A 26,649-nucleotide genomic window follows, 5' to 3' on the forward strand; every position below is an offset into this window, starting at 1 on the left:
GAAAGGTGAAAAGAACCCCGGGAGGGGAGTGAAATAGAGCCTGAAACCCTGTGCCTACAAGCAGACGGAGGGGGCGAGAAGTCCCTGACGTCGTACTTATTGAAGAACGGTCCGGCGAGTTACTTACGCATGCGAGGCTAAGGCGCGAGAGAGCGCTGGAGCCGCAGGGAAACCGAGTCTGAAGAGGGCGATTAGTATGCGTAAGTAGACCCGAAACCGGGTGATCTACCCTTGGCCAGGGTGAAGTGTGGGTGAGACCACATGGAGGCCCGAACCGGTCGTCGTTGAAAAGGCGTCGGATGAGCTGAGGGTAGTGGAGAAATTCCAATCGAACCCGGAGATAGCTGGTTCTCCCCGAAATAGCTTTAGGGCTAGCCTCAAGCTTGTAGCCGCTGGAGGTAGAGCACTGATTGGGCTAGGGGCGCAAAAACGTTACCGAACCCTATCAAACTCCGAATGCTGGCGGTTTTAAGCTTGGGAGTCAGACCACGAGCGATAAGGTCCGTGGTCGAGAGGGGAACAGCCCAGACCGACTGCTAAGGTCCCGAAGGTGTGGCTAAGTGTGCAAAGGATGTTCAGCCGCGAAGACAACCAGGAGGTTGGCTTAGAAGCAGCCATTCCTTTAAAGAGTGCGTAACAGCTCACTGGTCGAGCGGCTGGGCGCCGAAAATACTCGGGGCTAAAGCCACACACCGAAGCATCGGGTTATAGCCACGGGAAGGTGTGGCTATAGCGGTAGGGGAGCGTTCTGCGTTAGGGCGAAGCCCAAGGCGAAAGCCAGGGTGGACGAGGCAGAAGTGAGAATGCCGGAATAAGTAGCGCGAGGCAGGTGGGAAGCCTGCCCGTCGGAAGCCCAAGGTTTTCTGGGGAAGGCGAATCCGCCCAGAGTTAGCCGGGGCCTAAGGCGAGGCCGAAAGGCGTAGCTGATGGGTATCAGGTTGATAATCCTGAGCCACCTGCCGGAGGTTAACCTACGAGGCGGGACGCAGGAGGAGCAGGCAACCGGGGAGTTGGTAGACCCCGGCCAAGCGGCGAGCGGGAGTGGGTAGGCAAATCCGCTCACTCGGCAACCGTGAGCCGTGATGGGGAGCCGAAGTAATAGTAGGCGAAGTGCCGAGCTTCACACTGCCAAGAAAAGCGTCGCGTAGGCGAAGGCAGGTGCCCGTACTGGAAACCGACACAGGTGGGCGAGGAGAGGATCCACAGACGGACGGGTGAAGCACCGCTAAGGAACTCGGCAAACTGACCCCGTAACTTCGGGAGAAGGGGTGCCCTGGGTGAAGAGCTCAGGGTCGCAGGGAATAGGCCCAAGCGACTGTTTATCAAAAACACAGGTCTCTGCCAAGCCGAAAGGCGAGGTATAGGGGCTGACGCCTGCCCGGTGCTGGAAGGTTAAGGGGAGGGGTTAGCCTGAAGAGGGCGAAGCTCCGAACCGAAGCCCCAGTGAACGGCGGCCGTAACTATAACGGTCCTAAGGTAGCGAAATTCCTTGTCGGGTAAGTTCCGACCCGCACGAATGGCGTAACGACTTGGGCGCTGTCTTGGCGGTGTGCCCGGCGAAATTGTGGTACCAGTGAAGACGCTGGTTACCCGCGGTTGGACAGAAAGACCCCGTGGAGCTTTACTGCAGCCTGGCACTGTGTTTTGGTGTGCCCTGTACAGGATAGGTGGGAGGCGGAGAAGTGGGTGCGCCAGCATCCATGGAGCCGACGGTGGGATACCACTCTGGGTGCACTGGGGCACTAACCAGACACTCTGAACCGAGTGATGGGACACTGTCAGGTGGGCAGTTTGACTGGGGCGGTCGCCTCCTAAAAGGTAACGGAGGCGCCCAAAGGTCACCTCAGCACGGATGGAAATCGTGCGGTAGGAGTGCAAAGGCGGTAAGGTGGCTTGACTGTGAGAGAGACATCTCGAGCAGGGACGAAAGTCGGGCTTAGTGATCCGGCGGTATTCAAGTGGGAGAGCCGTCGCTCAACGGATAAAAGTTACCCCGGGGATAACAGGCTGATCTCCCCCGAGAGTCCACATCGACGGGGAGGTTTGGCACCTCGATGTCGGCTCATCGCATCCTGGGGCTGAAGTAGGTCCCAAGGGTTGGGCTGTTCGCCCATTAAAGCGGTACGTGAGCTGGGTTCAGAACGTCGTGAGACAGTTCGGTCCTTATCCGCCGCGGGCGCAGGGTATTTGAGGGGAGCTGACCCTAGTACGAGAGGACCGGGTTGGACGGACCGCTGGTTTACCAGTTGTCCCGCCAGGGGCACGGCTGGGAAGCCAAGTCCGGAAGGGATAAACGCTGAAAGCATCTAAGCGTGAAGCCCACCCCAAGATGAGATACCCCACACCTCAAAGGTGGTAAGGGTCCTGGAAGACTACCAGGTAGATAGGCCGCATGTGTAAGCGCTGTGAGGCGTTGAGCAAGGCGGTACTAATGGCCCGAGGAGCTTGACCGAAAGAGGAGCTTTCTCCCTATTCACTTGCGAGGCTGCTTAGAAAGCTGCTGAAGAAAATGAATAAGCTGACAAATCCGGTGGCGAAAGAGCGAGGGAAACACCCGTTCCCATTCCGAACACGGAAGTTAAGCCTCGCAACGCCGATGATACTGTGCTGGAGACGGCACGGGAAAGTAGGTGGCTGCCGGATTTTTTATTTTGTTTAGTATCGTTAATCTTTTAACAATAAAATGAATACCAATCGTTTTGATAACTTAGAAAAAGTCAATAAAGAAAGCTGATTTGAAAGAAAAACTTTAAATTGCAATATTACAAGTATAATTTTATCTGTAATAAATTGTTTTAAAGCAAAAATGACTATCCGATTATTTTTGGGACAGTTCTTTAAACAGAAAAAATTTTTGTTGTTTTGCAAATAATAAAAAATTCAAATTACTTCCAAGTTATTGAATTGAACAATAGTTATAAGCAAAAACAAAATGGTTAAAAGAATAGAAATAATAATTGTTTCTGTTGCATTTTGCAGATTATCATTATTTGTGAGTAAGATTAAATTGTATGGACTGAATTTTTTAAGTTTTTCAAACTGAGAAATAAGTGCTGTGGAATACGCAAATGTGCATGCTAAAATTCCTGCTGTAATATTTTTCTTTGTGAGGCTGCTAAAAAACAATGTAAGTGAAATTACAAACAAATAATAAATACACAAAAGATAAAAAACACAAATTATATGTGAAAAAGATAGTTTTTGCCCTTCAAATAAAAGGTTAGCATAATATTGATTGAGTGTTAGACCGATAAACAGAAAAAAGCAGATTGCAATTGCAGTATTAAAATACTTTGCAAGTACAATTTGAATTTTATTTGCCCCTTTTGAGAAGGGTAAAACAATTTTTTGAGAATAGATTTCTTCATTTATACTGCCAGCGTTAGAGAATATTATAAACAGCGTACTTATCTGAAAGAGATCTTTAATATAGTTTGCCAAAGCATCTCTTGGGTTAAATTTGAATAGCTGATTTATTAAATTGTTGGGAATTTTGTTACTAATAAAAGATGGAAGAAGTTTTAGCATTATTGGATCTAAAATGGCAAACAATATTATACCTATTGCGAAAATGAGATATCTGTACTGCCTTATTCCTTCAATAAATTCTTTTCTAAAATACGCTTTAAATGTCACTTTTATCTACCACCTTTATAAATATGTCTTCCAGTGAAGGCTTTCTCAAATAAAAAGACAAAATAGGTGTTTCAAACTGTGATAAAATTTTAATTAAATCTATTTTAGCATATTCAATATTGTTAACGAAAATAGAAACCTTTCCATAATTATCAATATCAATCTTTTGAATATAAGAAACTTTAGATAATCTATCTTTAAAATTTTCGGGAATACTTTCAAACTCAACACAAAAAATGGGTTGAATGTATCGTTTTTGGAGGTTTTCTAAACTACTACTTACAATTACTTTGCCTTCATGTAATATAGTGACATAGTCGCATATTCTCTCTACATCGCTCAATATATGTGTTGAGAAGAAGACAGTGATTCCTTCTTCTTTCAAAGATTTTATATGTTCTAACACTTCAGCTCTTCCTTCTGGGTCTAAAGAAGCGGTTGGTTCATCAAGAAGCAATAGTTTTGGTTTATTAAATATTGCGACAGCTATTCCAAGTCTTTGAAGCATTCCACTCGAAAAAGTTGAGATTTTTCTTTTAGAAACGTTTGAAAGTTTTACAATCTCAAGAACTTCTTCAATCCTCTTTTTAATAGCTCTAATTTCAAAATTGCAAATTTGTCCTATTAAGTTTAAATACTCAACTGGTGTGAGATAACCGTAGAATACAGGATTTTGAGGAAGGAATCCAATTTGTTTCACTATGGCATTTTTGTTTGTCTTATAATTAAGATTCTCAAATAAGATTGATCCTTCATCAAAATTAATTAGTCCAGAAAGAATTTTCATTGTGGTTGTCTTACCTGCTCCATTTGGTCCAAGAAAACCATGAACAGTAGCAGGTTGTACTTCAAATGATATGCCTTTTAAAGCTTTTACCTTTCCAAAGCTTTTGTGAAGATTTATTACTTTCAACAAACTAATCACGCTCTCTTCCGAGTAGCAGGTAAACTATAGGACCTACAAAGTTGAAAATAATTATTATTAGTGCCCATGCCCATTTTGGAAGGTATTTTACTTTGTCATTTTTCAACTTAACAAGACAGAAAATCATAAGAACAAACTGCAGAACAATTACAGGTGCAATTAATTTTAGCATTTCTTCCATATCCATATTTCCGAGCATTCCAAAACACTCCTTTTCAGTAAGTTTTTCTATTTTTATCTTTTAAAATTACCCTCGTGATAAGAAGATATATTATAAGACTGCTGGGGAAGTTCAGAAGTCCAAATAGTCCCCAGAGAAAATAGTATTTTTCGCCTCTGTTTTTAGCATCGAAGAATATATACACAGCCTGAGCCATCAGTAAGGAGAATAAAATTAACAGAAGACCAAGTGGTATTTTCTCATCAGAAAATTGCTGAACTAAAAAAAGCAAAAAGCTCAAGCAAGCGATAGCAGTTATGCAAAAAAATGTAAATGTTTTATTAACCTTCATGTTCTCACACCTTTCCTTTTGAGAATATCAATGATGCAGGGATTAAAATCCATGGAATCAGTGTTCCGAAGAGCATCTGAAGCCTTACAAAAAATCCAAAACCATTGATGTTAATTAGTAAAATATAAATAGAAAAGACAAGAAAACTCAATAAAATGAATAATAGAAGATTAACCTTTTCCTGCTTTTTGGCTTTTGCTTCTATTGCATCTTCAATGACTTTCTGGATATCTATCTTTACCAAAGGAGATTCATTCATAGGTTCAAGTTTGTTTTTTAAAAGTATTAGCTTTTCAAGCAAAGCACTATTAAAATCTAATTTTTCTAAAGCTTCATTTTCTAATTCTTCATAGTATTTATCAATAGTTAAATCTTGAATTTTCTCATTCTTTTTTGCTTTCACTCTCCAGCACTCCTTTCTTTTCAAGCTCTTTTATCAGAAATTTTATGGCAAAATGGAGCCTTGACCTTACTGTCCCGACAGGACAGTTCAAAATTTTAGCAATTTCTTTATATTTATATCCATAAAAATGTTTTAGAATAAAAACAGCCCTGAATTTATAATCAAGCGACAAAATAGAGCTACAGATGTCCTTGTATTCACTGTTTGATATGGCAACATGTTCTACGTCCTGCATATAATCTTTGTATGACTCATCTAAATAGATATATCTCTTATTTTTTCTTAAAAAGTCCTTGTACACATTTATAGAGATTTTTATAAGCCATGTCGAAAACTTTGCATCTGGCGAGAACTTATCAATGTTCATGATAGCTCGCAAAAGTGTTTCCTGAACAACATCCTGAGCAAAATGATAATCTTGAGCCATCTTCGTCACAAAACCTGAGAGAATATTTAAGTTATTTTCAATAAGCTTGTAGAGAGCTTCTTTGTTTCCTTTCTTTGCCTCTTCTATTAACCTTTTTTCATCCACTACCTATCACTCCTGCTATAAGTTAAACGCTATTGATTGCAAAAAAGTTCGAAGTGATTTGGATTACAAAAATATTAAAAAATCTTGTAAATTTGCTTATTAGTATTGATACCCCTTTTTTGATGGAGTATGATTATAATTAGAAGGACAGATATTATGTAAAGGATGAATAAGAATGCTCAAAAGAATGATAGCAAAAGCTTTGATATTACTTATAATTCCATTAATAATAGCCCTTATTATCGAAAGCTTGTTTATGGCAGCAAGTGCTAAAAATTTAAACAAGTTGCCGGCTTCAGGTCAAAAAACTTCAAAATCTGCAAAACAAAATATCCAGAGAGAATTGGTTTTCCAGCAGCAGATTGATTTGAACTCAGATGCGCAGATAGATACAGTAAGTATTTGGCTTGATAAAAACCAGAAAAAATATGTGCTGAGTGTAAACAATGTGCTTTATCAACCAAAAGAAAACATTTTGCAGGTAATTGGAACTGAGATTGTAGATATTGACAGCAGTGATGGATACAAGGAGATCTTGCTACATTACAGATCAAACAAGGTTGAAAAGTATGTTATATTAGAATATAACGGTAAAGTTTTAAAAGAACTTCTTAATACTGATTCAAAACCAATCATCGATGGGAATAAAGAGGTCATTATTGAAAGGAATATGGATTTCTGGGTGAAAAAAGAAAGATACATTTTGGATCAGAATGCATCTGGCGTGCGAACTTTAAAACTTTCTCCGCAAGAGCTTTACTATGTTGGGGTGTTTGCATATGTTAAAAGACCTTTCGTGTTATATTCGTACAGGGAACAGAAAACTAAGCTCACCACAACAAAAAAGGGTGAAAAAATAGAGATAGTACAATGTGATCCTTCAAACTGGTTTAAGGACCAATCAAAGAAGAACAATAAGATGTACGATTGGTATATGATAAAGACCGAAAAAGATTTGCTTGGATGGGCAATGTTGAAAGATTTTATAAACTGCATTGACATTGTAAAAGCCCAGGGACAGTAAAATTAAAAGTTAATAACCAAAAAGGCCATTCATGAGAATGGTCTTTTATTTTTTCAATGGCAAAAATTTATGATATAATAGATACAAACTCTTACCCTATAATTCGTACAAAAAAGGAAAGGTATTCACATGAAAAATATTGTGCTTACAGGTTTTATGGGATGTGGTAAAACAACCATTGGGAAATTAATTGCCGAAAAACTCGATATAGAGCTTATTGACACAGACTCAGAGGTAATAAAAGAGTTTGGTATGACAATTGACAAGATATTTGAAGTGCACGGTGAGAAAAAATTCAGAGAGGTCGAAACAAGGGTAATTGAGAGAGTTTCAAAGCTTGAAAATGTTGTTATCTCAACAGGTGGAGGAGTTGTTTTAAATCCCGAAAATGTAAAGCTTTTGCGAGAAAACGGGGTAATATATTTTTTGTATGCCTCAGCCGAAAGTATTCTCAAAAGGCTAAAAGACGATGATACAAGACCTCTTTTGAAAAATGGTGATAAGCTCAGCAACATCATCAGGCTTTTGAACATGAGAATGCCATTTTATAAAAACTGCGATTTTGAAATAAACACAGACATACTCACTCCAGAGCTTGCAGCAGAAAAGATAATTTCAATTCACTTAGCAAAGGAGAGTAAAAGATGATAAGATTCGGTCCTGCAGGAAACTCTCAGAGTTTTTACGATGCCGGTTATAAATCAAGCGTTGATGCGCCAAAGTGGCTAAAATCAATAGGTCTTTCTGCTTATGAGTACCAGTGCAACAAAGGGGTAAACATTTCAAAAGAAAAGGCAAGACAGATTGGGCAGGAAGCGCAAAAGTACGATATACTTGTCTCCATTCATGCACCTTACTATATAAACTTTGGCAGCCAGGAAGAAGAAAAGTTGCAAAGGTCAAAAGAGTACATCTATGAATGCGTAGAAGTTGCAAAGGAGATGAAAGCGCAAAGAATTGTATTTCATCCCGGTTCGTGCGCAAAGGTAGAAAGAAGCTTGGCTTTTGAAACAGCCAAAAAGGCAATATTGGAAGTTGTAAATGTGGTAAAAGAAATGCATGTAGATGGAATTTTTTTGTGTCCGGAAACAATGGGAAAGAAAAACAATCTTGGCAGTAGCGATGAGATAATAGAGATTTGCAAAATGGACGAGATGCTGCTTCCAACCATTGATTTTGGGCACATAAATGCTTTCGAAGGCGGCAGCTTGAAGACAGAAGAGGATTTTGAAAATTTACTCAAGAAATTTATTGACCAGCTTGGATATGAGAGGATGAAATGCTTTCACAGCCATTTTAGCAGGATAGAATACACATCACAGGGTGAGAAAAAACACTGGAACTATGAAGACAAACAGTTTGAGCCTGACTTTGAACCACTGGCAGAGGCTCTTTACAAGCTAAAGCTCGAACCAGTGATAATCTGCGAATCAAAAGACTATATGGCAGAGGATGCTCTTGTTCTAAAAAAAATATATCAAGAGACTTTGGAAAAGAGGATGTGAATATTTACCATGAAAAAGGTCTTGGTCATAAACGGTCCAAATCTTAATCTTCTTGGAATAAGAGAAAAAAATATATATGGCAGCGTATCATACGAAGATGTCCTCAAATCTATTTCACAAAAAGCACAGGAACTTGGGTTTGAAGTGGAGTTTTTTCAATCAAACCATGAAGGAGAAATAATAGATAAAATTCACAGCGCATATTTTGAAAAGGTTGATGCTATTATAATAAACCCAGGTGCTTATACTCATTATAGCTATGCAATCCATGATGCAATAAAAGCTGTAAACATTCCCGCGATTGAAGTACACATTTCCAACATTCATGCAAGAGAAGAGTTCAGACGCAAAAGTGTGATTGCACCTGCCTGCACAGGTCAAATCTCAGGTTTTGGCATTAAAAGCTATATAATAGCACTTTATGCTTTGAAAGAGATTTTAGAGTAGAAAGGAGCAAAGCTTTGGCAATGGTTAGCAAAAGAATTGCGAAAATATTCAAAAGAGATGAGACCATCGAAGCAGTTTTTGTGTCCAAAAAAGAAAACGTCAGATACCTTAGCAATTTCAAAGGCGATGAAAGCTTTCTATTTATTACAAGAGAAGGAACAAAATATCTTTTAACAGACTTTAGGTATACCGAGCAGGCAAAGAAAGAAGCAACTGAATTTGAAATTGTTGACTACAAAGGAAAACTTTATGATGCTATAAAAGACTTGATGGTATCGCATAACATTTCAAAGCTTTTTATTGAAGGGTATCATCTGCCGTTTTCTGTTGTCAGTGAGATGAAAGAAAAGCTTGAAGGCAGGGTATGTGCACTTTCGTTTTCTTTGGATGAAATAAGAGCTGTTAAAGATGATGAAGAGATAGAGAAAATAAAAAAAGCTGTTGAGATTGCTGACAGAGCATTTGATCACATCTTGAAGTTCATAAAGCCGGGTGTTTCCGAAAATGACGTGGTTGCAGAGCTCAACTACTTTATACTGAAAAACGGTGCAAAAGGCTTTTCATTTGAACCTATAGTTGCCTCTGGTAAAAGAAGTTCTTTACCACACGGTGTTGCAACAGACAAGAAAATTGCAGCTGGCGATACTGTTACAATTGATTTTGGATGCAACTTTGACGGCTACATGTCTGATATGACAAGGACGGTATTTGTAGGGAAAGTGGAAAATCAGATGGTAAAGATATACCATATAGTAATGGAAGCTCAGCAAAAGGCAGAAGAGTTTATAAAAGAAGGTTTAAAAGCAAACGAAGTTGACAAAATTGCCCGTGACTATATAGGCTCTTTTGGTTATATGGAAAAGTTTGGACACTCTTTGGGACATGGTGTTGGACTTGAAATTCACGAACTTCCAAGGCTTTCACCAAAGTCTGAGATGGTCTTAGAAGAAAATATGGTTGTAACGATAGAGCCAGGCATTTATATTGAGGATTTTGGAGGTGTGAGAATAGAAGATATAGTTGTTGTAAAAAGTGGTGGATGTGAAATTTTGACAAAGTCGACAAAGGAGCTGATTGTAATTTAGAAATTTGGTATTGCCAGATGAGAAGTTTTCTGATATACTTAAAAATAGGAATAGCTTTAGGCTTTAGAGAGCTTAGAAAGATCATTTTTTTAAGCTTGTAAAAAGCTTAGAAGAGATGAGAAAAGAAGAGAATAGAAGAGATGAGAGGAGATGAGCTGTAAAATGAAAAAGGTGGCAAACGTGCGCCCCGATAGCTCATCGGGGCTTTTTTGTTATCATGATATTAGAAATAGTATACCTTTCTTTGAAGAATATTCAAACTATTCAATTGACCTATCAAATATAGATTTTGATTCAATCGTAGAGGATTTCTTTTTCTTTGAAAATTCCCAGATGGTAGCATTTTGCCTTGATAGGCTTTTGTGTGTTACAGTTTACCGTGACAGGATCGAGATTGATTTTGAAGGAACTAAAGATGTTTTCTTTGAGGATATTCCTGCAATGCTTGATAGTATATTGGAAATCTTAATTCGAAAGAATGCTTATATCACCTGTCAGTTTAACTACCATGCGGTAAATCTGTTAGAAGACATATATTTAACTGACAGTCCTTATATAGTTTTAAATGTTTACAGAAAAAATGTGTTTGTTGACAAACTTACAGGCAAGAAAACTCTTTTGGTAAGTAGCAAAGAATTTGAAAAAGCTGCTGCAATAAATTTAAAGAAGTATCAAAGAACTTTGTTTGATATAAAAAGCAATGTGGTCTTTTCGACTCCAAAAGAGTACTTTATCAGCACTGTCAAGCAGGCAAAAGAGGATATCAGAAATGGTGAGATTTTTCAGATTGTTCTGTCTCAAATAATAATGGTCAAAAGCAATATATCGACAAACCATCTTTTTTACACAATGAAAGAGAGAAATCCTTCAGAGTACAGCATTGTGATAAACAATGAAGAAAGCCAAATAATTTGTTTTTCGCCAGAGACTCTTATAAAGAAAAAAGGAAACACAGTAAAGACATTTCCAATTGCAGGAACGTACAGGATAAACGAAGGCGATGATATTGCCCAGAAAAAGATTGAGATACTGAAAGACAAAAAAGAGATAAGTGAACATGTCATGCTTGTTGACCTTGCGCGAAATGACCTTGGCAGGATTTCAAAACCCGGGACTGTAAAAGTAGAAGAGTACTTGAGAATAAAAAGGCTTTATAATCTCATTCATATATATTCAGTTGTAACAGGTGAACTTGAAGAAAAGAGCCTCACAAAAACGATACTATCTGTTTTTCCGGCCGGGACGCTGACCGGCGCACCAAAGATAAGAGCTATGCAGCTAATTGAAAAGTACGAAAGGCAGAGAAGAGATCTTTACGGAGGAGCAATTGGATATATCTACAAAGACCAGTTTGACCTTGCCATAGCTATAAGAATGGCTGTGAAGGACAAAAAGGAAAGCATTATCAAGCTTCAAAGTGGTGCGGGAATTGTAAATTTGTCAGTGCCAGAGAATGAGTATCAGGAGTGTTTGACCAAGCTCAGAGCGTTTTTGAGGATAATGGAGGTGAACGAGGATGATATTGTTAATAGATAACTATGACTCTTTTACGTTTAATCTTTACCAGATGATTGCAAGTAAAGCAAAGGTTTTGGTGTTCAGAAACGACAAGGTTACAGTTGATACAATAAAAAAGTTAAATCCGGCTGGTATAATAATTTCTCCGGGTCCTGGCAGTCCAAAAGATGCGGGTGTGAGCAAAGAGGTTGTAAATACATTTGCGGGTAGTATTCCAATCTTGGGTGTGTGCCTTGGTCATCAGGTGATTGGAGAATGTTTTGGAGCACGAGTAATTCATGCAAAGACAATTTACCATGGAATGAGATCGAGGGTTGACCTGCTTGAAAGCGGGAAAAGAAGCAGACTTTTTAAAGGTGTGCCAGAGAGATTTTTTGCAGGAAGGTACCATTCACTTGTGGTTGAGAAATCTTCGTCTTTAAAACAGCTTGAGATAGCTGCTGTGAGTGAAGATGATGAGGTCATGTCCTTGGTAAATGATAACTTGAGAGTCTATGGGATTCAGTTTCATCCTGAGTCAATCCTGACTCCTGATGGCGAGACAATTATTCAAAACTTTTTAGAAATATGCTATGATGGGGTGGAAAAAGATGCTCATCGATGTGCTTGAGCTTGTGACAAACAAAAAGGATTTGGAATATGACCAGGTAAAAAATCTTCTTGACAATATCTTGGAAGGAGAACTTGATGAGATAAAGTTTGGTGCATTTTTGGCAGCGCTAAAAACAAAGGGTGAAACAGAAAAAGAAATTTCGGCATTTGTTGATGCCTTTTATGACAAGGCAAAAAAACTCAACTTTGACCATCAAGCTACAATTGATACATGTGGAACAGGTGGCGATGGAAAAGGCACATTTAACATCTCAACAGCTGCAGCTATTGTCCTTAGCTGTTTTGACGTAAAAGTAGCAAAACATGGTAACAGAAGCATTACAAGCAACTCAGGCTCAGCTGATATCTTAGAAAAACTTGGAATTGATATTCAAGCTGAGGAAGATAAAATTTTAGAAGGGCTTGAGAAACTCAACTTTGCGTTTTTATTTGCACCACTGTATCATCCTGCTATGAAAAAGGTTGCAAATTTAAGAAGATCACTTGGTATCAGAACTGTTTTTAACATCTTAGGTCCGCTTTTGAACCCTGTACCACTTAAATATCAGGTTGTTGGGACATTCAGCTTTGATGCGCAGGATAAAGTGGCTTCTGTGTTAAGAGGCAAGAGAAAAAAAGCTGCTGTCATACATAGTCTTGACGGGCTTGACGAGATTTCCATTTCTCAAAAGACAAGGGTGCTTGAGATACAAGACAAGAATCTCAGAGAATATTATATTGACCCAAAAGACTATGGAATTGAATTTGATACAAGCTCAATTAGAGGCTTTTCGCCTGAAGAAAATGCAAGGATTTTGATAAGTGTGCTTGAGGGAGAAAAATCGCCTTATTTTTGGGCTGTTGTTTTAAATTGTGGATTTGCACTTTACATTTGTGAGGTTGCAAAAGATGTTGAAGAAGGAATTAAGCTTTCCTCAAAAGCAATCGAGAGCAAAGAAGCTTATTTAAAGCTCAAAGACTTGCAGCAGTTTTATAAATCGGGAGTGTAATTAAAAATGAGTGTGCTTGAGCGTATCTTGAGCTATAAAAAGGAAGAGGTTGAAAAGTGCAAAAATCTCATACCTGTTGAGAAAATGAAGAAACTTGCAGTTGAGAAGATTAAAGGTGGCTATTCGGAAAACAGGTTCAAAAGAATATTCAAAAAAGATAAATTCTGTATAATTGGTGAAATAAAAAGAGCATCACCATCGGAGGGTGTAATATCAGAGGATGCTAATGCAAAAGCAATAGCAAAGATGTATGAAGATTTAGGGTTTTTTGCCATATCAGTTTTGACAGAAAGATTTTTTTTCAAGGGTTCAGAACAAGATTTGATGGAAGTAAAAAAAGTGGTATCTCTGCCTGTGCTAAGAAAAGACTTTATCATTGATATCTGGCAGCTTTACCAGACAAAGATGATAGGCGCAGACGCAGCTTTGCTTATCACAAAAGCTTTGTCAGAGAAGCAGCTTGCAATATTTATTAAGATTTTGGAAATTCTTGACATAGTACCGCTTGTTGAGGTTGAAAATGAATATGAAATTGAAAAAGCTTTGAAGTGTGGTGCAAAACTCATAGGAATCAACAACAGAAACTTAGATGATTTGTCCATCGACATAACAAAGACAGAAAGGCTTTTGAAGTATATTCCAAAGGAAGTCGCTGTGATAAGCGAAAGTGGAATTAAGACAAAAGAGGATTTTGACTATATTCTCTCGCTCGGTGTTGATGGATGTTTGATAGGGACATCTTTTATGAAATCGCAAAATCCGCTTGAAATAATTGGTGATAGGATATGATAGTAAAGTTTTGCGGGCTAAAGAGGCTTGTTGACATTGAGATGTGCAATAAACTTCAGCCTGATATGATAGGCTTAATATTTGCTCAAAGTCCGAGAAAGGTTGAAAAAGACCTTGCAAAAGATATTGTTTTAGCTAAAAGTCCTTCAATAAAATCAGTTGGAGTTTTCAAGGACCAAAACATATCAGAGGTTATAAAAATAGCGACTTATCTTCAACTTGACTTTGTGCAGCTGCACGGCAAAGAAAATTATGAATATATAAAGCATTTGAAAGACCTTGGATTTAGGGTCATAAAGGCTATTGAAGTTGAAAGACAACAAGATTTAATAGAAGCTAAACGCTATACAGAAATAGCTGACTTTGTGCTTCTTGACAGACCAAAAGGCAGTAGTTTGGATATCACAGAGGTTGCAAAACTTGCTGACTTTGGTTATATCATTGCAGGTGGAATAACACCTGAAAATATAGATAAATACCTAAATCTAAATCCAATTGGGATTGACATCAGCTCAGGAATTGAGACAAATGGTTTCAAAGATTTTACAAAGATGAAAAAGATTATTGAAAAAGTAAATAAACACAAGGTTGGTGAAACAAAAAATGGATAGGTATTTTGGAAGGTTTGGTGGAATGTATGCCCCAGAAACTCTTATGCCAGCTCTTTTAGAGATAGAAGAAGAGTTTTGCAAGCTTGTGAATGACGAAAAATTCAATCAAGAGTATGAGTACTATCTCAAAAACTATGTTGGAAGACCATCGCCACTTTACTTTGCCAAAAACTTGAGCGATCATCTTGGAGTTAAAATATATCTCAAAAGAGAAGACCTGAACCACACCGGTGCACACAAGATAAACAACTGCATTGGTCAGGCACTTTTGGCAAAGCATATGGGTAAAAAAAGACTTATTGCCGAGACAGGAGCTGGTCAGCACGGTGTTGCGACGGCTACAGTTGCTGCTCTTTTTGGGATGGAATGTGAGATATTTATGGGTGAAGAGGATGCAAAAAGGCAGTTTCATAACGTGCAGAGGATGAAAATGCTTGGCAGTAAGGTAAGAGTAGTTAGTAAGGGAAGCAAGACATTAAAAGATGCAATAAACGAGGCAATGCGTGACTGGAGCGAGACCTTTGAATATACCTTTTACCTTTTTGGTACAGCTGCAGGACCTCATCCGTTCCCAACAATTGTAAAATACTTTCAAAGTGTGATTGGGAAAGAGACAAAAGATCAGATAATAAAGCTTGAAGGAAAACTTCCAGACTATATCTTTGCATGTGTAGGTGGTGGTTCTAATGCAATTGGTATCTTCTCAGCATTTTTGGAAGATCATGAGGTAAAGCTTATCGGTGTTGAGGGTGCAGGAGAGGGGATACATACAGGTAAAACGGCTGCGACGCTATGTAGCGGGTCTGTCGGAATCTTGCACGGTGCTAAAACGTATATTTTACAGGATGAGGAAGGGCAAATTCTAAACACACATTCGATCTCAGCAGGACTTGACTACCCTGGTGTTGGACCTGAACATGCGTATTTGAAAGAGACAGGAAGAGTTGAGTATGTGGGGGCTACTGATAAAGAAGCTGTGGATGCATTTTTGCTGCTCACAAGGCTTGAAGGGATAATTCCGGCGCTGGAGTCAAGTCATGCTCTTGCAGAGGTTATTAAAAGGGCGAAAATGGGACTGTTTAAAACCAGTGACATTGTTGTTGTGAACCTTTCTGGAAGAGGTGATAAGGATATAAACACAGTACTTGAGCTTTGGAAGGATGATGAGATATGAATTTAATAGATGAAAGATTTGAAAAGCTAAAAAAAGAGGGAAAAAAAGCTTTCATAGGCTATGTTACGTTTGGGTATCCAACTTTTGAAGAAACACTTTGGTTTATAAAGCTTGTATATTCATATGTAGACATTTTAGAGATTGGTTTTCCTTTTTCTGACCCTATTGCAGATGGAGAAATTATTCAAAAAGCTTCTATAAAAGCTCTCAGTGAAGGTGTCAAATTGAGCCACCTTTTTGAAAGCATTGAAAAGTTTAAAAAAGATAAGCCGGTTGTGCTAATGTTGTATGCAAACACAGTTTACAAAAAGGGAATTGATAGGTTTTTTGAAAGTTGCAAAGCTTGCGGTGTGGATGGCGTGATAATCCCAGATGTTTCGTTTGAAGAGAGCTTTGAGTTTAAAGAATCAGCTGAAAAGTTTGGTGTTACTTATATTGACCTTGTATCAATATCTTCTCTTGAGAGAGCAAAAATGATAGGTAGGCAGAGCCGCGGTTTTTTGTATTGTGTTTCAAGAAAAGGCGTGACAGGTTTCAAAGGGCAGATTGATGATAGAATCTTTACTTTTCTAAAAGAACTGAAAACCGTTACATCAACACCTTTGGCAGTTGGATTTGGTATAAAGAGTAAAGAAGATGTTCAGAAGTTCAAAGACCTTGCAGATGGTATTGTCATTGGAAGCGCAATAATCACAAAGATAGATGAAGGAAAAGACAAGCTTGAAGATTTTTTGAAAGAAATCTCTGAAAGTCTAAAACACAAATAAATTTAAGGGGATGCTAAAAACATCCCCTTTTTATATTTTCGCCTTCCTGCCGTGCTACCCTTCAATTTACAGGAACCTCCGTATTTTCACTTTCTTTCAAAAGTCGACTGATTTTCTTTGGTGTCTCCTCAATTTTTGAAAACTCTTCTGCTTCAAGATTCTCAAGTTCAACTGGCAAGTTGAATTCTTTTAAATTTATCAAGTTGTAATCAAAATAGATGTCACACCTTGGAGCAAACATTTCAAATCCCCCCTTCCAATATATATTATACCCTCTTTTTCGTTAATATGTTTGATGTATGCAGGGATACTTCAAAAATACATGTATATTTAAGGCCAAAAATTTTTGCTATAATAGAATGTAGTTTGGCAAAAAGGAGAAAAGAAAAATGAGCGCTTTTATAGAGTTTAAAAATGTCAGCTTTTCATATGTAAGCTCTGATGGGACAAGAACACCAGCTTTGATTGATATAAATCTTAAGATTGAAAGAGGAGAATTTGTTGCGATATTGGGGCTAAATGGTTCTGGTAAATCAACCCTTGCAAAACTAATAAACGGTCTTTTAATACCAGAAAAAGGCGATGTAATTGTAGATGGTATGAATACAAAAGATGTAGAAAAAGTCTGGGATATAAGAAGAAAGTGTGGATATATATTTCAAAACCCTGACAACCAGCTTGTTGCATCAATTGTTGAAGAAGATGTTGCATTTGGACCTGAAAACTTAGGAATGCCGAGAGAAAAGATAAGAAAAGCTGTTGACAGCGCACTTTTGGCTGTGGAGATGATGGAATATAAAAACTATGCCACGTACAAACTGTCTGGTGGGCAAAAACAGAGGGTTGCAATTGCTGGTGTTCTGGCGATGAAACCAGAGTGCATCATATTGGATGAGCCAACCTCTATGCTTGACCCAAAAGGAAGAAAAGAGGTTATAGCTACTATACAAAGACTTAATAAGGAAGAGAGAAAGACCATTGTTTTGGTCACACACAATATCGACGAGATGATCTTGAGCCAAAGAAGCATTGTGCTGGATAAAGGACATATAAAGTTTGATGGTTCTTTTCTTGAGCTATTAAAGCTTGACTGGTTTTATGAGATGGGCTTTGACATGCCACAAATTTTGAAGCTCTCAATTGAACTTAAAAAAAGAGGTGTAAAGATTAATAAAGAAATCTGGTCGGTTGACGAAATGGAGAGATTTTTATGTTCATTGAAATGAAAAATGTAGACTTCATATATGGCTACAAAACACCATTTGAAAAAAAGGCGCTTGAAAATATAAACCTATCAATAACAAAGGGAGAGTTTATTGGAATTATTGGCAAAACTGGTTCGGGCAAATCTACTTTGGTTCAGCTGATGAACGGGCTTTTGGTGCCGCAGATAGGTGATGTTATTGTTGATGGTATAAATACAAAGGATAAAAAGCGGGCAAAGGAAATTCGAAAAAGAGTTGGGCTTGTGTTTCAATACCCTGAATATCAGCTATTTGAGGAGACAGTTTACAAAGACATAGCTTTTGGTCCTCAAAACCTTGGATTTTCTGAAGATGAAGTAAAAAGAAGGGTAGAAGAGGTATGTGAGCTTTTAGAGATACCCAAAGAACTTTTAGGAAAATCGCCGTTTGAACTTTCGGGTGGTCAAAAACGAAGGGTTGCAATTGCAGGAATACTTGCAATGGACCCAGATTGTATAATTCTTGATGAACCAACAGCCGGGCTTGATATGCGTGGTCGAAAAAGGATTTTTAATATCATAGAAAGACTTCACAAAGAAGCAAAAAAGACAATAATTTTGATTTCACACAGCTTAGAAGATGTTGCAGTGCTCTGTGAGAGGGTTATTATTCTGAGCAAAGGCAAAGTTCATTTCGATGGTCCTAAACATCAGGCTTTTGAGAATATAGAACTTCTTGAAAAAAGTGGACTTTTGCCACCTGACATTCTTTATCTCCAACACAGATTAAAACTTAAGGGTTTTAAGATTGACAGGTTTGAATACAGTATTGAAAATGTTGCTGATATGATTGTGAAAAATCTTGCATTCAAAAGAGAAGGTGAAATGCTATAATGGTTGACTTTGTGATTGGTCAGTATATAAAAAAAGATTCATTTGTGCACAGGCTTGATCCAAGGACAAAGATAATAGTTCTATTCTTTTTTTGTATCTCGATATTTGTGGTAAATAACTTTTATGGATATACATTTTTGTTTGCCTTAATACTTCTATGGATTTTGCTCTCAAAAGTAAACCCGCTTATACTTTTGCGCGGAACAAAACCTGTATTTATATTAATCCTTATAACAGTAGTTTTTAATCTTTTTATGACTCAAGGAAAACCTGTGATAAAGATATTAGGGCTTGTTATAACCGACAGAGGTATTGTTCTTTCTGTCTTTTTAGTAATTCGACTTTTACTGCTCATTTTTGCCACAAGCCTTCTTACTCTCACAACATCGCCAATTGAAATAACAGATGCCCTGGAAGTATTATTAAAGCCCCTAAAAAAGGTAAAATTTCCTGTTCATGAAATCTCTATGATGATGTCAATTGCATTAAGGTTTATACCAACCATCTACGAAGAGGCTGACAAGATTATGAAGGCTCAAATGTCAAGAGGTGCTGATTTTGAAACAGGGGGATTAATAAAAAAAGCAAAATCACTTTTGCCGCTTTTGATTCCACTTTTTATTTCAGCTTTCAAAAGAGCAGATGAACTTGCAATTGCGATGGAAGCGCGCTGCTACAGAGGCTCAGAAGGTCGTACAAAGCTCAAAAAACTTGAGTTTGGACTTTCTGACTATATTTCGTTTGTTATATGTGGGATTTTAATCATACTTGCGATTGTTGTGAGGTGAAAAACTTGAGAAATATTCTCTTGACCATAGAATATGATGGCACAGGATATTTTGGGTGGCAAAAACAGCCAAATAAAAAAACTATTCAGGGAACAATTGAAGAAGCTATAAAAAAGTTGACAGGCGAAGAGGTAAACTTGATTGGTTCTGGAAGAACAGACAGAGGTGTTCATGCTTTAAATCAAAAAGCTAATTTCAAAACAAGCAGCAAAATTCCAACAGACAAGTTTCCGCTTGCCTTAAATTCTGTCCTGCCTGGCGATATATCTATAAAAGACGCAATTGAGGTGCCTTTAGATTTTTCTGCGCGATACAGTGCAAGGCAGAAGACTTATAAGTATCTTATTTATAACAAAAAAAGCCGTCCTGCGCTTTTGAGAAACTATGCGTATTATTATCCATACCAGCTTGATGTTGATGCCATGCAAAGAACATGTGAATACTTTATAGGGGAGTATGACTTTAAAAGTTTTTGTTCTGCTGATTCTGAAGCAAAGACAACCATAAGGCGTGTATACAATGCATATTTGACCTTTGAAAATGAGTGCATTGCAATATATATAACAGCCAATGGCTTTCTTTACAACATGGCAAGGATTATCGCAGGAACAATCTTGGATGTGGGAGCAGGAAAATTAAAACCAATGGATATTCCGCTTATAATAGAAAGCAAAGACAGAACAAAGGCAGGAAAGACCTTGCCACCATGGGGGCTTTACCTTGTTGATGTTGTTTACTGACAAAAATAAATGGTGGGGATAATAGGACTCGAACCTATGACCTCTTGCATGTCAAGCAAGCGCTCTAACCAACTGAGCTATATCCCCACCAGTTAGCTATTTACTTTTTGCAGTATGTATTATAACATATATTTTGTAAAATGCAAATATCAAATGAAGGCTGCAATTGAACATAAAAGAAAATTTGAAGAATGTAACAGGGAGTACTTTAAATGAGAAGGTTTTTAAAAATTTTGCTTTGCACATTGGTTATTGTGATTTTGATATTTGCAGTGACAGAAGCATCAATAATTATTTTTGGCATTTCTGCAAAGCCTAAAAAATCAGACTGTATAATTGTTTTGGGCTGTGCAGTTTATGGTGATTTTCCAAGTCCGTTTTTTCGAGAAAGGCTTAACAGAGCTTTTGAACTTTATAAAAAAGGCTATGCAAGATACATAGTTGTCTGTGGTGCAAAAGGGCCGGGTGAAAACATATCTGAAGCTGAGGCAGGCAAAAGGTATCTTGTAGAAATGGGAGTTTTGCCAAAGTTTGTTTTGAAGGAAGATAAATCTTTTTCGACATATGAAAATCTTCTCCATGCAAAAAGGGTTATGAACAAGAAAGGTTTCAAAAGCGCTATAATTGTTTCAAATATGTTTCACTTAGAAAGAGCACATTTGATTGCTAAAAAATTAAAAATAAATTCTTCTTTTTCAGGTGTATATGTAAAACAATATTTGCATGAAGAATACTATGGTTTTATGCGCGAAAGTGTAGCTGTTTGGTATGAGATTCTCAAAACTCTTTCATCTTTCTGATTTTTCCCGCCCAAATACCTATTGACAACATTAAGATAAGGTATTATAATATTCAATGTGCAAGGGGAAAAAACGAGCGGGTGTAGTTCAATGGTAGAACACCAGCCTTCCAAGCTGGCAGCGTGGGTTCGATTCCCATCACCCGCTCCAGAAAAAGAATATAACTCCCCTCAGCAGCGTATTAGCTGTTGAGGGTTTTTTGTTTTCTATTTAAAAACAAAATATTCTATTTCGACAAAATATTACATTAAATACTGAAGGGTTTTTTAGGGTAATATAGAATTAGAAATAATATAACTTTCAAATCGAGGTGCAATAAAATGGATTTTGAAGCAATCATTATGGAGGGAATACTGATTTTAAAGATAAAAGGCGAGCTTGACCAGTACAATGCAGATAAATATAGACTCAGATTTGATATGAAAATTGTAAGTCCAGAAGTTCAAAAAGTTGTGATAGACATTTCAGAGCTTTCGTTTATGGACTCATCAGGTGTTGGCTTTCTTGTAGGAAGGTTTAGAACAGCAAAAGCATTTGCCAAAGAACTTGTCCTGGTTTGCAACTCAAACTATATCAACAAGCTTCTTTCAACTTGTGGAATAGAAAAACTAATAAAAAAATATACAACTATTGAAGAGGCATTGAGTTAAATTAAAAGAATTGAAAGGGTGTGAATTTTTGAAGATGAAGGTTTTAAATTATATGGAACTGAAAATTCCCTCAAAAGCCCAAAACGAAGCATTTGCAAGGGTTGCTGTTGCTGCGTTTGTTGCTCAGCTTGATCCTACTTTAGATGAAGTTACTGAAATAAAAACTGCTGTATCTGAAGCTGTAACAAATTCAATAATTCATGCATATGAGGATAAAATTGGGGAAATAATAATAAAAGGAAAGATTTATGAAAATTATGTTGTTGAGATTGAAGTAATTGACTTTGGTAAAGGAATTGAAGATGTTGAGCTTGCTCGGCAACCACTCTTTACAACAAAACCTGACCAGGAGCGCTCTGGTATGGGATTTACTGTAATGGAAACATTCATGGATAAGCTTGACGTTACATCAGAGGTTGGTAAAGGCACATGTGTTAAGATGCTTAAAGCTATTAAAAAACGAAAGAGCGAGGGTGCAGAAAATTGAGCAAGGCTTCCCATGAGGAATTGATAAGTAGGGCTAAAAATGGTGATAAACTTGCACGCCAACAGCTGATAGAAAGTAATCTTGCGCTTGTGTGGAGTGTTGTAAAAAAGTTTGCTGCAAAAGGAGTAGAGCTTGAGGATCTATTCCAAATAGGCTCAATAGGGCTTATAAAGGCTGTTGACAGGTTTGACCCGTCGTTTAATGTCAGGTTTTCAACATATGCTGTTCCTATGATAATTGGTGAGATAAAAAGGTATCTGCGTGATGATGGCAAGATAAAGGTTTCACGAAAGATAAAAGAAAATCAGGGTAAAATAAAAAAACTAAGAAACCAGTTTGTATCAAACCATGGAAGAGAACCCACAATCTCAGAGATTTCGCAGTTGACAGGGCTTTCTAACGATGAGATTTTGCTTTGCTTGGATGCGTCATCTGAGGTTGCATCGCTGAGTGAAGTTATAAATCAGGAAGAGGGAAAACCTATCACGCTGATGGACATAGCATCTGATGAAGAAGATTATTCGACAAAACTTTTGGATTTGATGGCATTAAAAGAAGGGCTTAAAAAATTAAAAGGACGGGAACGCTACATAATATTTATGCGCTACTTCAAAAACAAAACACAATCTGAGATTGCAAAACAGCTCAATATCTCCCAGGTGCATGTATCAAGGATTGAAAAAAGAGCTTTGGAGAGGATAAAGAGGGAGTTTGTTTGACACGCTGTGATTGAGAAAGCGTGTCTTTTTATTTTTATATAGAAATTTTTTTACCTTTGTGATTTAATATAAATAAAATTACCTGTTCAGTTTTTAAAAATTTCAATGGAAAAACTAATTGAATTTTTCTTTCCGCCGCGGTGTGCATTTTGTGGCAGGCTTGGCAAAAGCCCGTGCGATGATTGCAAGAAAAATATAAGATTTATTTCAGGCAATACGTGCCAAAAATGCGGAATACCTATTGGTGATAGTGATTTGCCGGTTTGCTCATCTTGCTTGAGAGAAAACTTTGCATTTGAAAAAGTCTTTCCAGTATTCTACTATGAAGGGGTAGTTCGAAGAGGTGTTCATCTTTTTAAGTACAGAGGTTTTTATCAAAATGCAATAACCTTCTCAAGGCTTATGGTTAAAAAGATTCTTGATGCTGGTATCAATGCTGATATAATAACCTTTGTGCCAACAAGCTATGAAAGGTATTTGCAAAGAGGTTTTAATCATTCTTATCTGCTTGCCAAAAATATTGGGAAGATACTTAAAATTCCCACAGTTGACATTCTTACAAGAGTAGGTTTTACAAAACCTTTTTATAACCTCTCACGCCACGAAAGACAAAGTGAAATAAAAGGTAAAATTAAGCTTAAAAAAGGGTATGAAAATATTATAAAAGGCAAAAAAGTTATTCTTGTTGACGACATCTTCACAACAGGTGCTACAGCAAATGAGTGTTCAAAAGTTTTGCTTGAAAATGGGGTAAAGTGTGTTTTTGTCTCTGTTCTTGCGATAACAAAGCTTGCAAGATAAAGTACCAATTTAAAATTTTAAAAGGGGGTTTTTAAATAATGGATGTAAGAAACTGTCGAAGATGTGGTAAAATTTATCTTTATGATGGAAGTCCTATTTGTCCTCAATGCAGAAAGGAAGAAGAAGAAGATTTCAAAAAAGTAAAAGAGTATCTTTATGATCATCCCGGTGCAACCTTGCCAGAAGTATCAAACGCAACAGGTGTGTCACCTGAAAAGATTTTGAGGTTTTTAAAAGAGGAAAGACTTGAGATTGTTGGTGAGAGCAATATCATTTTAGAATGTGAAAGATGTGGGAAGGCAATTAAAACAGGAAGACTTTGTGATGAGTGTAAAAAAGAGGTTGGAACAAGGTTTTTGAGTTATCTTGACGACAAAAAGCTTCAAGAATCGAAAAAGAAAAATGAAGAGTTTGCAAAAAGAAAAGAAGCAGGTTACAGGTATCTTTCGAAGGAGTTAAAAGAAGATGAGAACAAGTGAAAAATTAATTAAACTTTTTTGAATTTTCTCACGATAATAACTGTAGAAGAAGCTTCGAAGCTAAAGTCGAGGTAGGGATGTAAGATGAGGATAGAAGACAGGATAAAGATATTTCAAATCTACACCCAAACAGCAAAGGTAAGCAGAGTTGAAAAGAAGCAGGAAGTTGCTTCTACTGATAAGATTGAAATATCAAGTGAGGCAAGAGAATTTCAGGCAGTTTTGAATGCTATAAAGCAAACACCTGATGTTCGTGAGGATAAAGTAAATGAGATAAAAAAGAAGATTGACTCTGGCACATACAATGTATCTGGAAAAGATGTTGTTGAAAAGCTAATAAGAGAATACAAAGCTTCAAAAAAGAACGAGTAAATTTTTGGCTGCTTTTAAAAATTAATAGCAGCCTTAATGTTTATTTATAAACATTTGTGGTTTAATATCTAATAGAATGGGAAGGAAGCAGGAAGATGAACTATGTAGAAAAAATAATCAAGCTTTTAGGAGAGGAGTATAAGATATTTGAGAGGATTTTGAACCTCAGCAATGAAAAAACAAAATACATTGTGGAAAACAATCTCTCAGCGCTAATTGAAGTATCAAATCAAGAGAAAAAAGAGACAGAAATAATCGAAAAACTTGAAAGAGAAAGGCAAGAAATCTTGAATGCTTTATCAAAAGAAAAAAATATCGTTATTGTCAATCTAAACGACCTTGTAAGTATAGCCACACCAGATGAATGGCAGAGAATAAACGATTTGAAAGTAAGACTTGGTGAAATTATTTTTAAGCTTAAAAAAACAAATGACCTTAACGCTTCATTAGTTTCAAGTGCACTTGAATATATAGATTTTATGACAAACGTAATTTCATCGTATTTTTCGGACAACACTACATATCAAAAGGATGGGCAGACAGGGTCACAAAAGAAAAACCTTTTTGATGTTAAGCTGTAGAAAAAAGGGGTTGAAATAGAATGTCGTTTTACGGGCTTGAGATTGCAAGAACAGGTATATTTGTCAACAGAAAAGGGTTAGAGGTGACATCGCACAACGTTGCCAATGCTTCAACGCCAGGGTATACAAGACAGGTTTTAAATGTAAAGTCAAATCCACCATCTGCTAAGGTTGGTTTTTATAGCCCAAAGTTTCAGGTTGGTATGGGTGCTGATGTGCAAAGCCTTGAGCAGATAAGAGATATGTTTTTAGATATTCAATATAGAAACGAATATTCGCGCCAGGGAGAGTATGAAATAAAAGCTGATAACCTGAATTTTATAGAATCCATATTCAATGAACCGAGCGACACGGGGCTGTCTTCTGTTATAGACCAATTTTTCTCAAGCTTGCAGGAGCTTTCAAAAAATCCAGAGAGCTTAACAGTTCGTGCGCTTGTTCGCCAGAGAGCTCAAGCTTTGACTGATGCGATACATAAGATGTACAAACAGCTTGAAGATTTGCAGAGCGAGCTAAATGACCAGGTATATGATAAAATTTTAGAAATAAACAGCATAGCTTCTCAGATTGCAGATTTAAACCAGCAGATATTTGTTTTGGAGCTTCGAGGCGAAAAGGCAAATGACCTTCGTGACCAGAGAAATCTTCTTGTTGACAAACTCTCAAAAATTGTTGACACAACTGCTTATGAAGACAAAGATGGCAGGTTCATTGTGCAGATAGCTGGCGGCGAGACCCTTGTAAATCACTTTACAGTCTACGAGCTTGAGACAGACAAATCGAAAATTATGAGAAAAAGTGGATTTGACTCAAGTGGTCTGCCAACAGGATTCAATCCTGATGACCCGCTATCACAGCAAAACCTTTACGACGTCCCAGGACTTTTTGTTGTTATGTGGAAGGACACAGGGCAGGTTTTGAATATAAAGTCAGGTGAGCTAAAAGGACTTTTGGATATGCGAGACGGTGTTGGTGGGCTGGATGAGGATATGGTTGTAAATGGTCAGCCTGTTGATGTTCCCAATAAAAATTATTTTACAGGTATTCCTTACTATTTGAACAGACTCAATGAGTTTGCTCAAAAACTTATCGAAAAGTTCAATGAACTTCACACACAGGGCTGGTCACTCAACGGACAAAATACAAATATAAACTTTTTCGAACCACCTGTTGGCCAGACATTTTTCTATGCAAGGTATATAAAAGTCTCTGATGCTGTTATGAACGACCTTAACAACATTGCAACAACTTATGATGCAAGTAGTCTTCCAGGTGGGAATGACCTTGTTGTTGATATGCTAAAGCTAAGAAATGACAATTCAGTTTTCAAAGAAGGAAAATTTGAAGATTTTCTAAAGTCTTTGATTTCAAACCTTGGGGTTGATTCTCAGGGTGCCAAAAACTTTGCAGAAAACCAAAAGGTAATGGTCACCCAGCTTGACAACAGACGCCAGGCAGTATCAGGTGTTTCTATAGATGAAGAGATGACAAATTTAATCAGATACCAGCACGGTTTTCAAGCCTCAGCCAGAATGATTAATGCTTTTGACGAGATGCTTGATGTGATAGTAAATCGTCTTGGTCTTGTTGGGAGATAATAAAGTTTATTACTTTCATCAATTTGTG

Annotated in this window: 32 protein-coding genes, 2 tRNA genes and 2 rRNA genes (1 of these 36 running past the window's edge); 28 read left to right on the forward strand and 8 right to left on the reverse strand. The window is 37.5% G+C overall.

Annotated elements, in window-relative coordinates:
- A 23S ribosomal RNA gene (locus CALKRO_RS05065) occupies positions 1–2,453 on the forward strand; it begins 519 nt to the left of the window's first position.
- Between the two features lie 73 nt (positions 2,454–2,526).
- Positions 2,527–2,643 (forward strand): 5S ribosomal RNA (rrf, locus tag CALKRO_RS05070).
- A gap of 237 nt (positions 2,644–2,880) precedes the next feature.
- On the opposite strand, the gene CALKRO_RS05075 is transcribed toward rrf, so the two are convergent.
- Genes CALKRO_RS05075 through sigY form a run of 6 tightly spaced genes read right to left on the reverse strand, consistent with a single transcriptional unit; the run spans position 2,881 to position 6,008 of the window.
- A complete protein-coding gene (locus CALKRO_RS05075) occupies positions 2,881–3,636 on the reverse strand; it encodes an ABC transporter permease (protein ID WP_013429997.1) in 756 nt (251 codons plus the stop codon).
- The gene (locus CALKRO_RS05080; RefSeq protein WP_013429998.1) at positions 3,626–4,561 is read right to left on the reverse strand and encodes an ABC transporter ATP-binding protein; all 936 of its coding nucleotides are present in this window, start codon (positions 4,559–4,561) and stop codon (positions 3,626–3,628) included. Before CALKRO_RS05080 ends, CALKRO_RS05075 begins: the two co-directional genes overlap by 11 nt.
- A complete protein-coding gene (locus CALKRO_RS05085) occupies positions 4,554–4,760 on the reverse strand; it encodes a PLD nuclease N-terminal domain-containing protein (protein ID WP_013429999.1) in 207 nt (68 codons plus the stop codon). The genes CALKRO_RS05080 and CALKRO_RS05085 overlap by 8 nt, the downstream gene beginning before the upstream one ends.
- Positions 4,761–4,776: 16 nt before the next feature.
- Positions 4,777–5,073: a hypothetical protein gene (locus CALKRO_RS05090; protein ID WP_013430000.1), complete on the reverse strand. Its 297-nt coding sequence runs from the start codon at positions 5,071–5,073 to the stop codon at positions 4,777–4,779.
- Between the two features lie 4 nt (positions 5,074–5,077).
- Positions 5,078–5,476, reverse strand: a complete 399-nt coding sequence (locus CALKRO_RS05095; protein WP_013430001.1) for a hypothetical protein — start codon at positions 5,474–5,476, stop codon at positions 5,078–5,080.
- The gene (sigY, locus tag CALKRO_RS05100; RefSeq protein ID WP_013430002.1) at positions 5,457–6,008 is read right to left on the reverse strand and encodes an RNA polymerase sigma factor SigY; all 552 of its coding nucleotides are present in this window, start codon (positions 6,006–6,008) and stop codon (positions 5,457–5,459) included. The genes CALKRO_RS05095 and sigY overlap by 20 nt, the downstream gene beginning before the upstream one ends.
- A gap of 175 nt (positions 6,009–6,183) precedes the next feature.
- Here sigY and CALKRO_RS05105 point away from each other — a divergent pair, with 175 nt between their 5' ends.
- The 12 genes from CALKRO_RS05105 (at position 6,184) to trpA (ending at position 16,529) form a co-directional block, all read left to right on the forward strand.
- Positions 6,184–7,032, forward strand: coding sequence for a hypothetical protein (locus tag CALKRO_RS05105; protein WP_013430003.1), 849 nt, complete (start codon positions 6,184–6,186; stop codon positions 7,030–7,032).
- Positions 7,033–7,161: 129 nt separating this feature from the next.
- Positions 7,162–7,680: a shikimate kinase gene (locus tag CALKRO_RS05110; protein WP_013430004.1), complete on the forward strand. Its 519-nt coding sequence runs from the start codon at positions 7,162–7,164 to the stop codon at positions 7,678–7,680.
- Positions 7,677–8,537 carry a TIM barrel protein gene (locus CALKRO_RS05115; RefSeq protein ID WP_013430005.1) on the forward strand — a complete coding sequence of 287 codons (861 nt, stop codon included), beginning with the start codon at positions 7,677–7,679 and terminating at the stop codon, positions 8,535–8,537. Before CALKRO_RS05110 ends, CALKRO_RS05115 begins: the two co-directional genes overlap by 4 nt.
- 9 nt (positions 8,538–8,546) lie before the next feature.
- Positions 8,547–8,984, forward strand: coding sequence for a type II 3-dehydroquinate dehydratase (aroQ, locus tag CALKRO_RS05120; protein WP_013430006.1), 438 nt, complete (start codon positions 8,547–8,549; stop codon positions 8,982–8,984).
- 20 nt (positions 8,985–9,004) lie between these two features.
- The gene (locus CALKRO_RS05125; protein WP_013430007.1) at positions 9,005–10,069 is read left to right on the forward strand and encodes a M24 family metallopeptidase; all 1,065 of its coding nucleotides are present in this window, start codon (positions 9,005–9,007) and stop codon (positions 10,067–10,069) included.
- 162 nt (positions 10,070–10,231) lie between these two features.
- Positions 10,232–11,605, forward strand: a complete 1,374-nt coding sequence (locus tag CALKRO_RS05130; RefSeq protein WP_013430008.1) for an anthranilate synthase component I family protein — start codon at positions 10,232–10,234, stop codon at positions 11,603–11,605.
- Entirely contained in the window at positions 11,586–12,197 is a 612-nt protein-coding gene (locus CALKRO_RS05135; RefSeq protein WP_013430009.1) for an anthranilate synthase component II, read from the forward strand. Before CALKRO_RS05130 ends, CALKRO_RS05135 begins: the two co-directional genes overlap by 20 nt.
- The gene (gene trpD / locus CALKRO_RS05140) at positions 12,178–13,188 is read left to right on the forward strand and encodes an anthranilate phosphoribosyltransferase (RefSeq protein WP_013430010.1); all 1,011 of its coding nucleotides are present in this window, start codon (positions 12,178–12,180) and stop codon (positions 13,186–13,188) included. The genes CALKRO_RS05135 and trpD overlap by 20 nt, the downstream gene beginning before the upstream one ends.
- Before the next feature lie 6 nt (positions 13,189–13,194).
- Positions 13,195–13,977 (forward strand): indole-3-glycerol phosphate synthase TrpC, encoded by a 783-nt coding sequence (gene trpC, locus CALKRO_RS05145; RefSeq protein ID WP_013430011.1) that lies wholly within the window; start codon positions 13,195–13,197, stop codon positions 13,975–13,977.
- Positions 13,974–14,588 (forward strand): phosphoribosylanthranilate isomerase, encoded by a 615-nt coding sequence (locus tag CALKRO_RS05150; protein WP_013430012.1) that lies wholly within the window; start codon positions 13,974–13,976, stop codon positions 14,586–14,588. The genes trpC and CALKRO_RS05150 overlap by 4 nt, the downstream gene beginning before the upstream one ends.
- Entirely contained in the window at positions 14,581–15,762 is a 1,182-nt protein-coding gene (gene trpB, locus CALKRO_RS05155; protein ID WP_013430013.1) for a tryptophan synthase subunit beta, read from the forward strand. Before CALKRO_RS05150 ends, trpB begins: the two co-directional genes overlap by 8 nt.
- Complete coding sequence (trpA, locus tag CALKRO_RS05160) at positions 15,759–16,529, forward strand: tryptophan synthase subunit alpha (protein ID WP_013430014.1); 771 nt, start codon at positions 15,759–15,761, stop codon at positions 16,527–16,529. The genes trpB and trpA overlap by 4 nt, the downstream gene beginning before the upstream one ends.
- 61 nt (positions 16,530–16,590) lie before the next feature.
- Here the strand turns inward: trpA and CALKRO_RS05165 are convergent, their stop codons facing one another.
- Positions 16,591–16,770 carry a hypothetical protein gene (locus tag CALKRO_RS05165; RefSeq protein WP_013430015.1) on the reverse strand — a complete coding sequence of 60 codons (180 nt, stop codon included), beginning with the start codon at positions 16,768–16,770 and terminating at the stop codon, positions 16,591–16,593.
- Positions 16,771–16,918: 148 nt separating this feature from the next.
- Between CALKRO_RS05165 and CALKRO_RS05170 the strand changes: the two genes are divergently transcribed.
- From CALKRO_RS05170 to truA, 4 genes are read left to right on the forward strand one after another with little or no spacing between them, the layout of a single operon-like run.
- Positions 16,919–17,755 carry an energy-coupling factor transporter ATPase gene (locus CALKRO_RS05170; protein ID WP_013430016.1) on the forward strand — a complete coding sequence of 279 codons (837 nt, stop codon included), beginning with the start codon at positions 16,919–16,921 and terminating at the stop codon, positions 17,753–17,755.
- Complete coding sequence (locus tag CALKRO_RS05175) at positions 17,740–18,606, forward strand: energy-coupling factor transporter ATPase (protein WP_013430017.1); 867 nt, start codon at positions 17,740–17,742, stop codon at positions 18,604–18,606. The genes CALKRO_RS05170 and CALKRO_RS05175 overlap by 16 nt, the downstream gene beginning before the upstream one ends.
- A complete protein-coding gene (locus CALKRO_RS05180; RefSeq protein WP_013430018.1) occupies positions 18,606–19,394 on the forward strand; it encodes an energy-coupling factor transporter transmembrane component T family protein in 789 nt (262 codons plus the stop codon). Before CALKRO_RS05175 ends, CALKRO_RS05180 begins: the two co-directional genes overlap by 1 nt.
- A gap of 5 nt (positions 19,395–19,399) precedes the next feature.
- Complete coding sequence (gene truA, locus CALKRO_RS05185) at positions 19,400–20,134, forward strand: tRNA pseudouridine(38-40) synthase TruA (protein WP_013430019.1); 735 nt, start codon at positions 19,400–19,402, stop codon at positions 20,132–20,134.
- A gap of 10 nt (positions 20,135–20,144) precedes the next feature.
- On the opposite strand, the gene CALKRO_RS05190 is transcribed toward truA, so the two are convergent.
- Positions 20,145–20,221 (reverse strand) — tRNA-Val (locus tag CALKRO_RS05190).
- 125 nt (positions 20,222–20,346) lie between these two features.
- On the opposite strand from CALKRO_RS05190, the gene CALKRO_RS05195 reads away from it, so the two are divergent.
- From CALKRO_RS05195 to flgK, 10 genes are all read left to right on the forward strand, one after another.
- Entirely contained in the window at positions 20,347–20,934 is a 588-nt protein-coding gene (locus CALKRO_RS05195) for a YdcF family protein (protein ID WP_013430020.1), read from the forward strand.
- A 76-nt stretch (positions 20,935–21,010) separates the two neighbouring features.
- A tRNA-Gly gene (locus CALKRO_RS05200) sits at positions 21,011–21,084 on the forward strand.
- A gap of 170 nt (positions 21,085–21,254) precedes the next feature.
- The gene (locus tag CALKRO_RS05205) at positions 21,255–21,584 is read left to right on the forward strand and encodes an anti-sigma factor antagonist (protein WP_013430021.1); all 330 of its coding nucleotides are present in this window, start codon (positions 21,255–21,257) and stop codon (positions 21,582–21,584) included.
- A 34-nt stretch (positions 21,585–21,618) separates the two neighbouring features.
- On the forward strand, positions 21,619–22,071 hold the full coding sequence (gene spoIIAB, locus CALKRO_RS05210; RefSeq protein ID WP_041741584.1) for an anti-sigma F factor: 453 nt from the start codon (positions 21,619–21,621) through the stop codon (positions 22,069–22,071).
- Positions 22,068–22,790: a SigF/SigG family RNA polymerase sporulation sigma factor gene (locus tag CALKRO_RS05215; protein ID WP_013430023.1), complete on the forward strand. Its 723-nt coding sequence runs from the start codon at positions 22,068–22,070 to the stop codon at positions 22,788–22,790. Before spoIIAB ends, CALKRO_RS05215 begins: the two co-directional genes overlap by 4 nt.
- Positions 22,791–22,895: 105 nt before the next feature.
- The gene (locus CALKRO_RS05220) at positions 22,896–23,591 is read left to right on the forward strand and encodes a ComF family protein (protein WP_013430024.1); all 696 of its coding nucleotides are present in this window, start codon (positions 22,896–22,898) and stop codon (positions 23,589–23,591) included.
- A 38-nt stretch (positions 23,592–23,629) separates the two neighbouring features.
- Positions 23,630–24,070, forward strand: a complete 441-nt coding sequence (locus CALKRO_RS05225; RefSeq protein WP_013430025.1) for a TIGR03826 family flagellar region protein — start codon at positions 23,630–23,632, stop codon at positions 24,068–24,070.
- An 84-nt stretch (positions 24,071–24,154) separates the two neighbouring features.
- Positions 24,155–24,442 (forward strand): flagellar biosynthesis anti-sigma factor FlgM, encoded by a 288-nt coding sequence (gene flgM / locus CALKRO_RS05230; RefSeq protein WP_013430026.1) that lies wholly within the window; start codon positions 24,155–24,157, stop codon positions 24,440–24,442.
- Between the two features lie 95 nt (positions 24,443–24,537).
- Positions 24,538–25,023, forward strand: a complete 486-nt coding sequence (locus tag CALKRO_RS05235) for a flagellar protein FlgN (protein ID WP_013430027.1) — start codon at positions 24,538–24,540, stop codon at positions 25,021–25,023.
- 20 nt (positions 25,024–25,043) lie between these two features.
- Positions 25,044–26,621 carry a flagellar hook-associated protein FlgK gene (gene flgK / locus CALKRO_RS05240; protein WP_013430028.1) on the forward strand — a complete coding sequence of 526 codons (1,578 nt, stop codon included), beginning with the start codon at positions 25,044–25,046 and terminating at the stop codon, positions 26,619–26,621.
- Positions 26,622–26,649 lie beyond the last annotated feature (28 nt).

The organism is Caldicellulosiruptor kronotskyensis 2002, assembly GCF_000166775.1.
Classification (GTDB): domain Bacteria; phylum Bacillota; class Thermoanaerobacteria; order Caldicellulosiruptorales; family Caldicellulosiruptoraceae; genus Caldicellulosiruptor; species Caldicellulosiruptor kronotskyensis.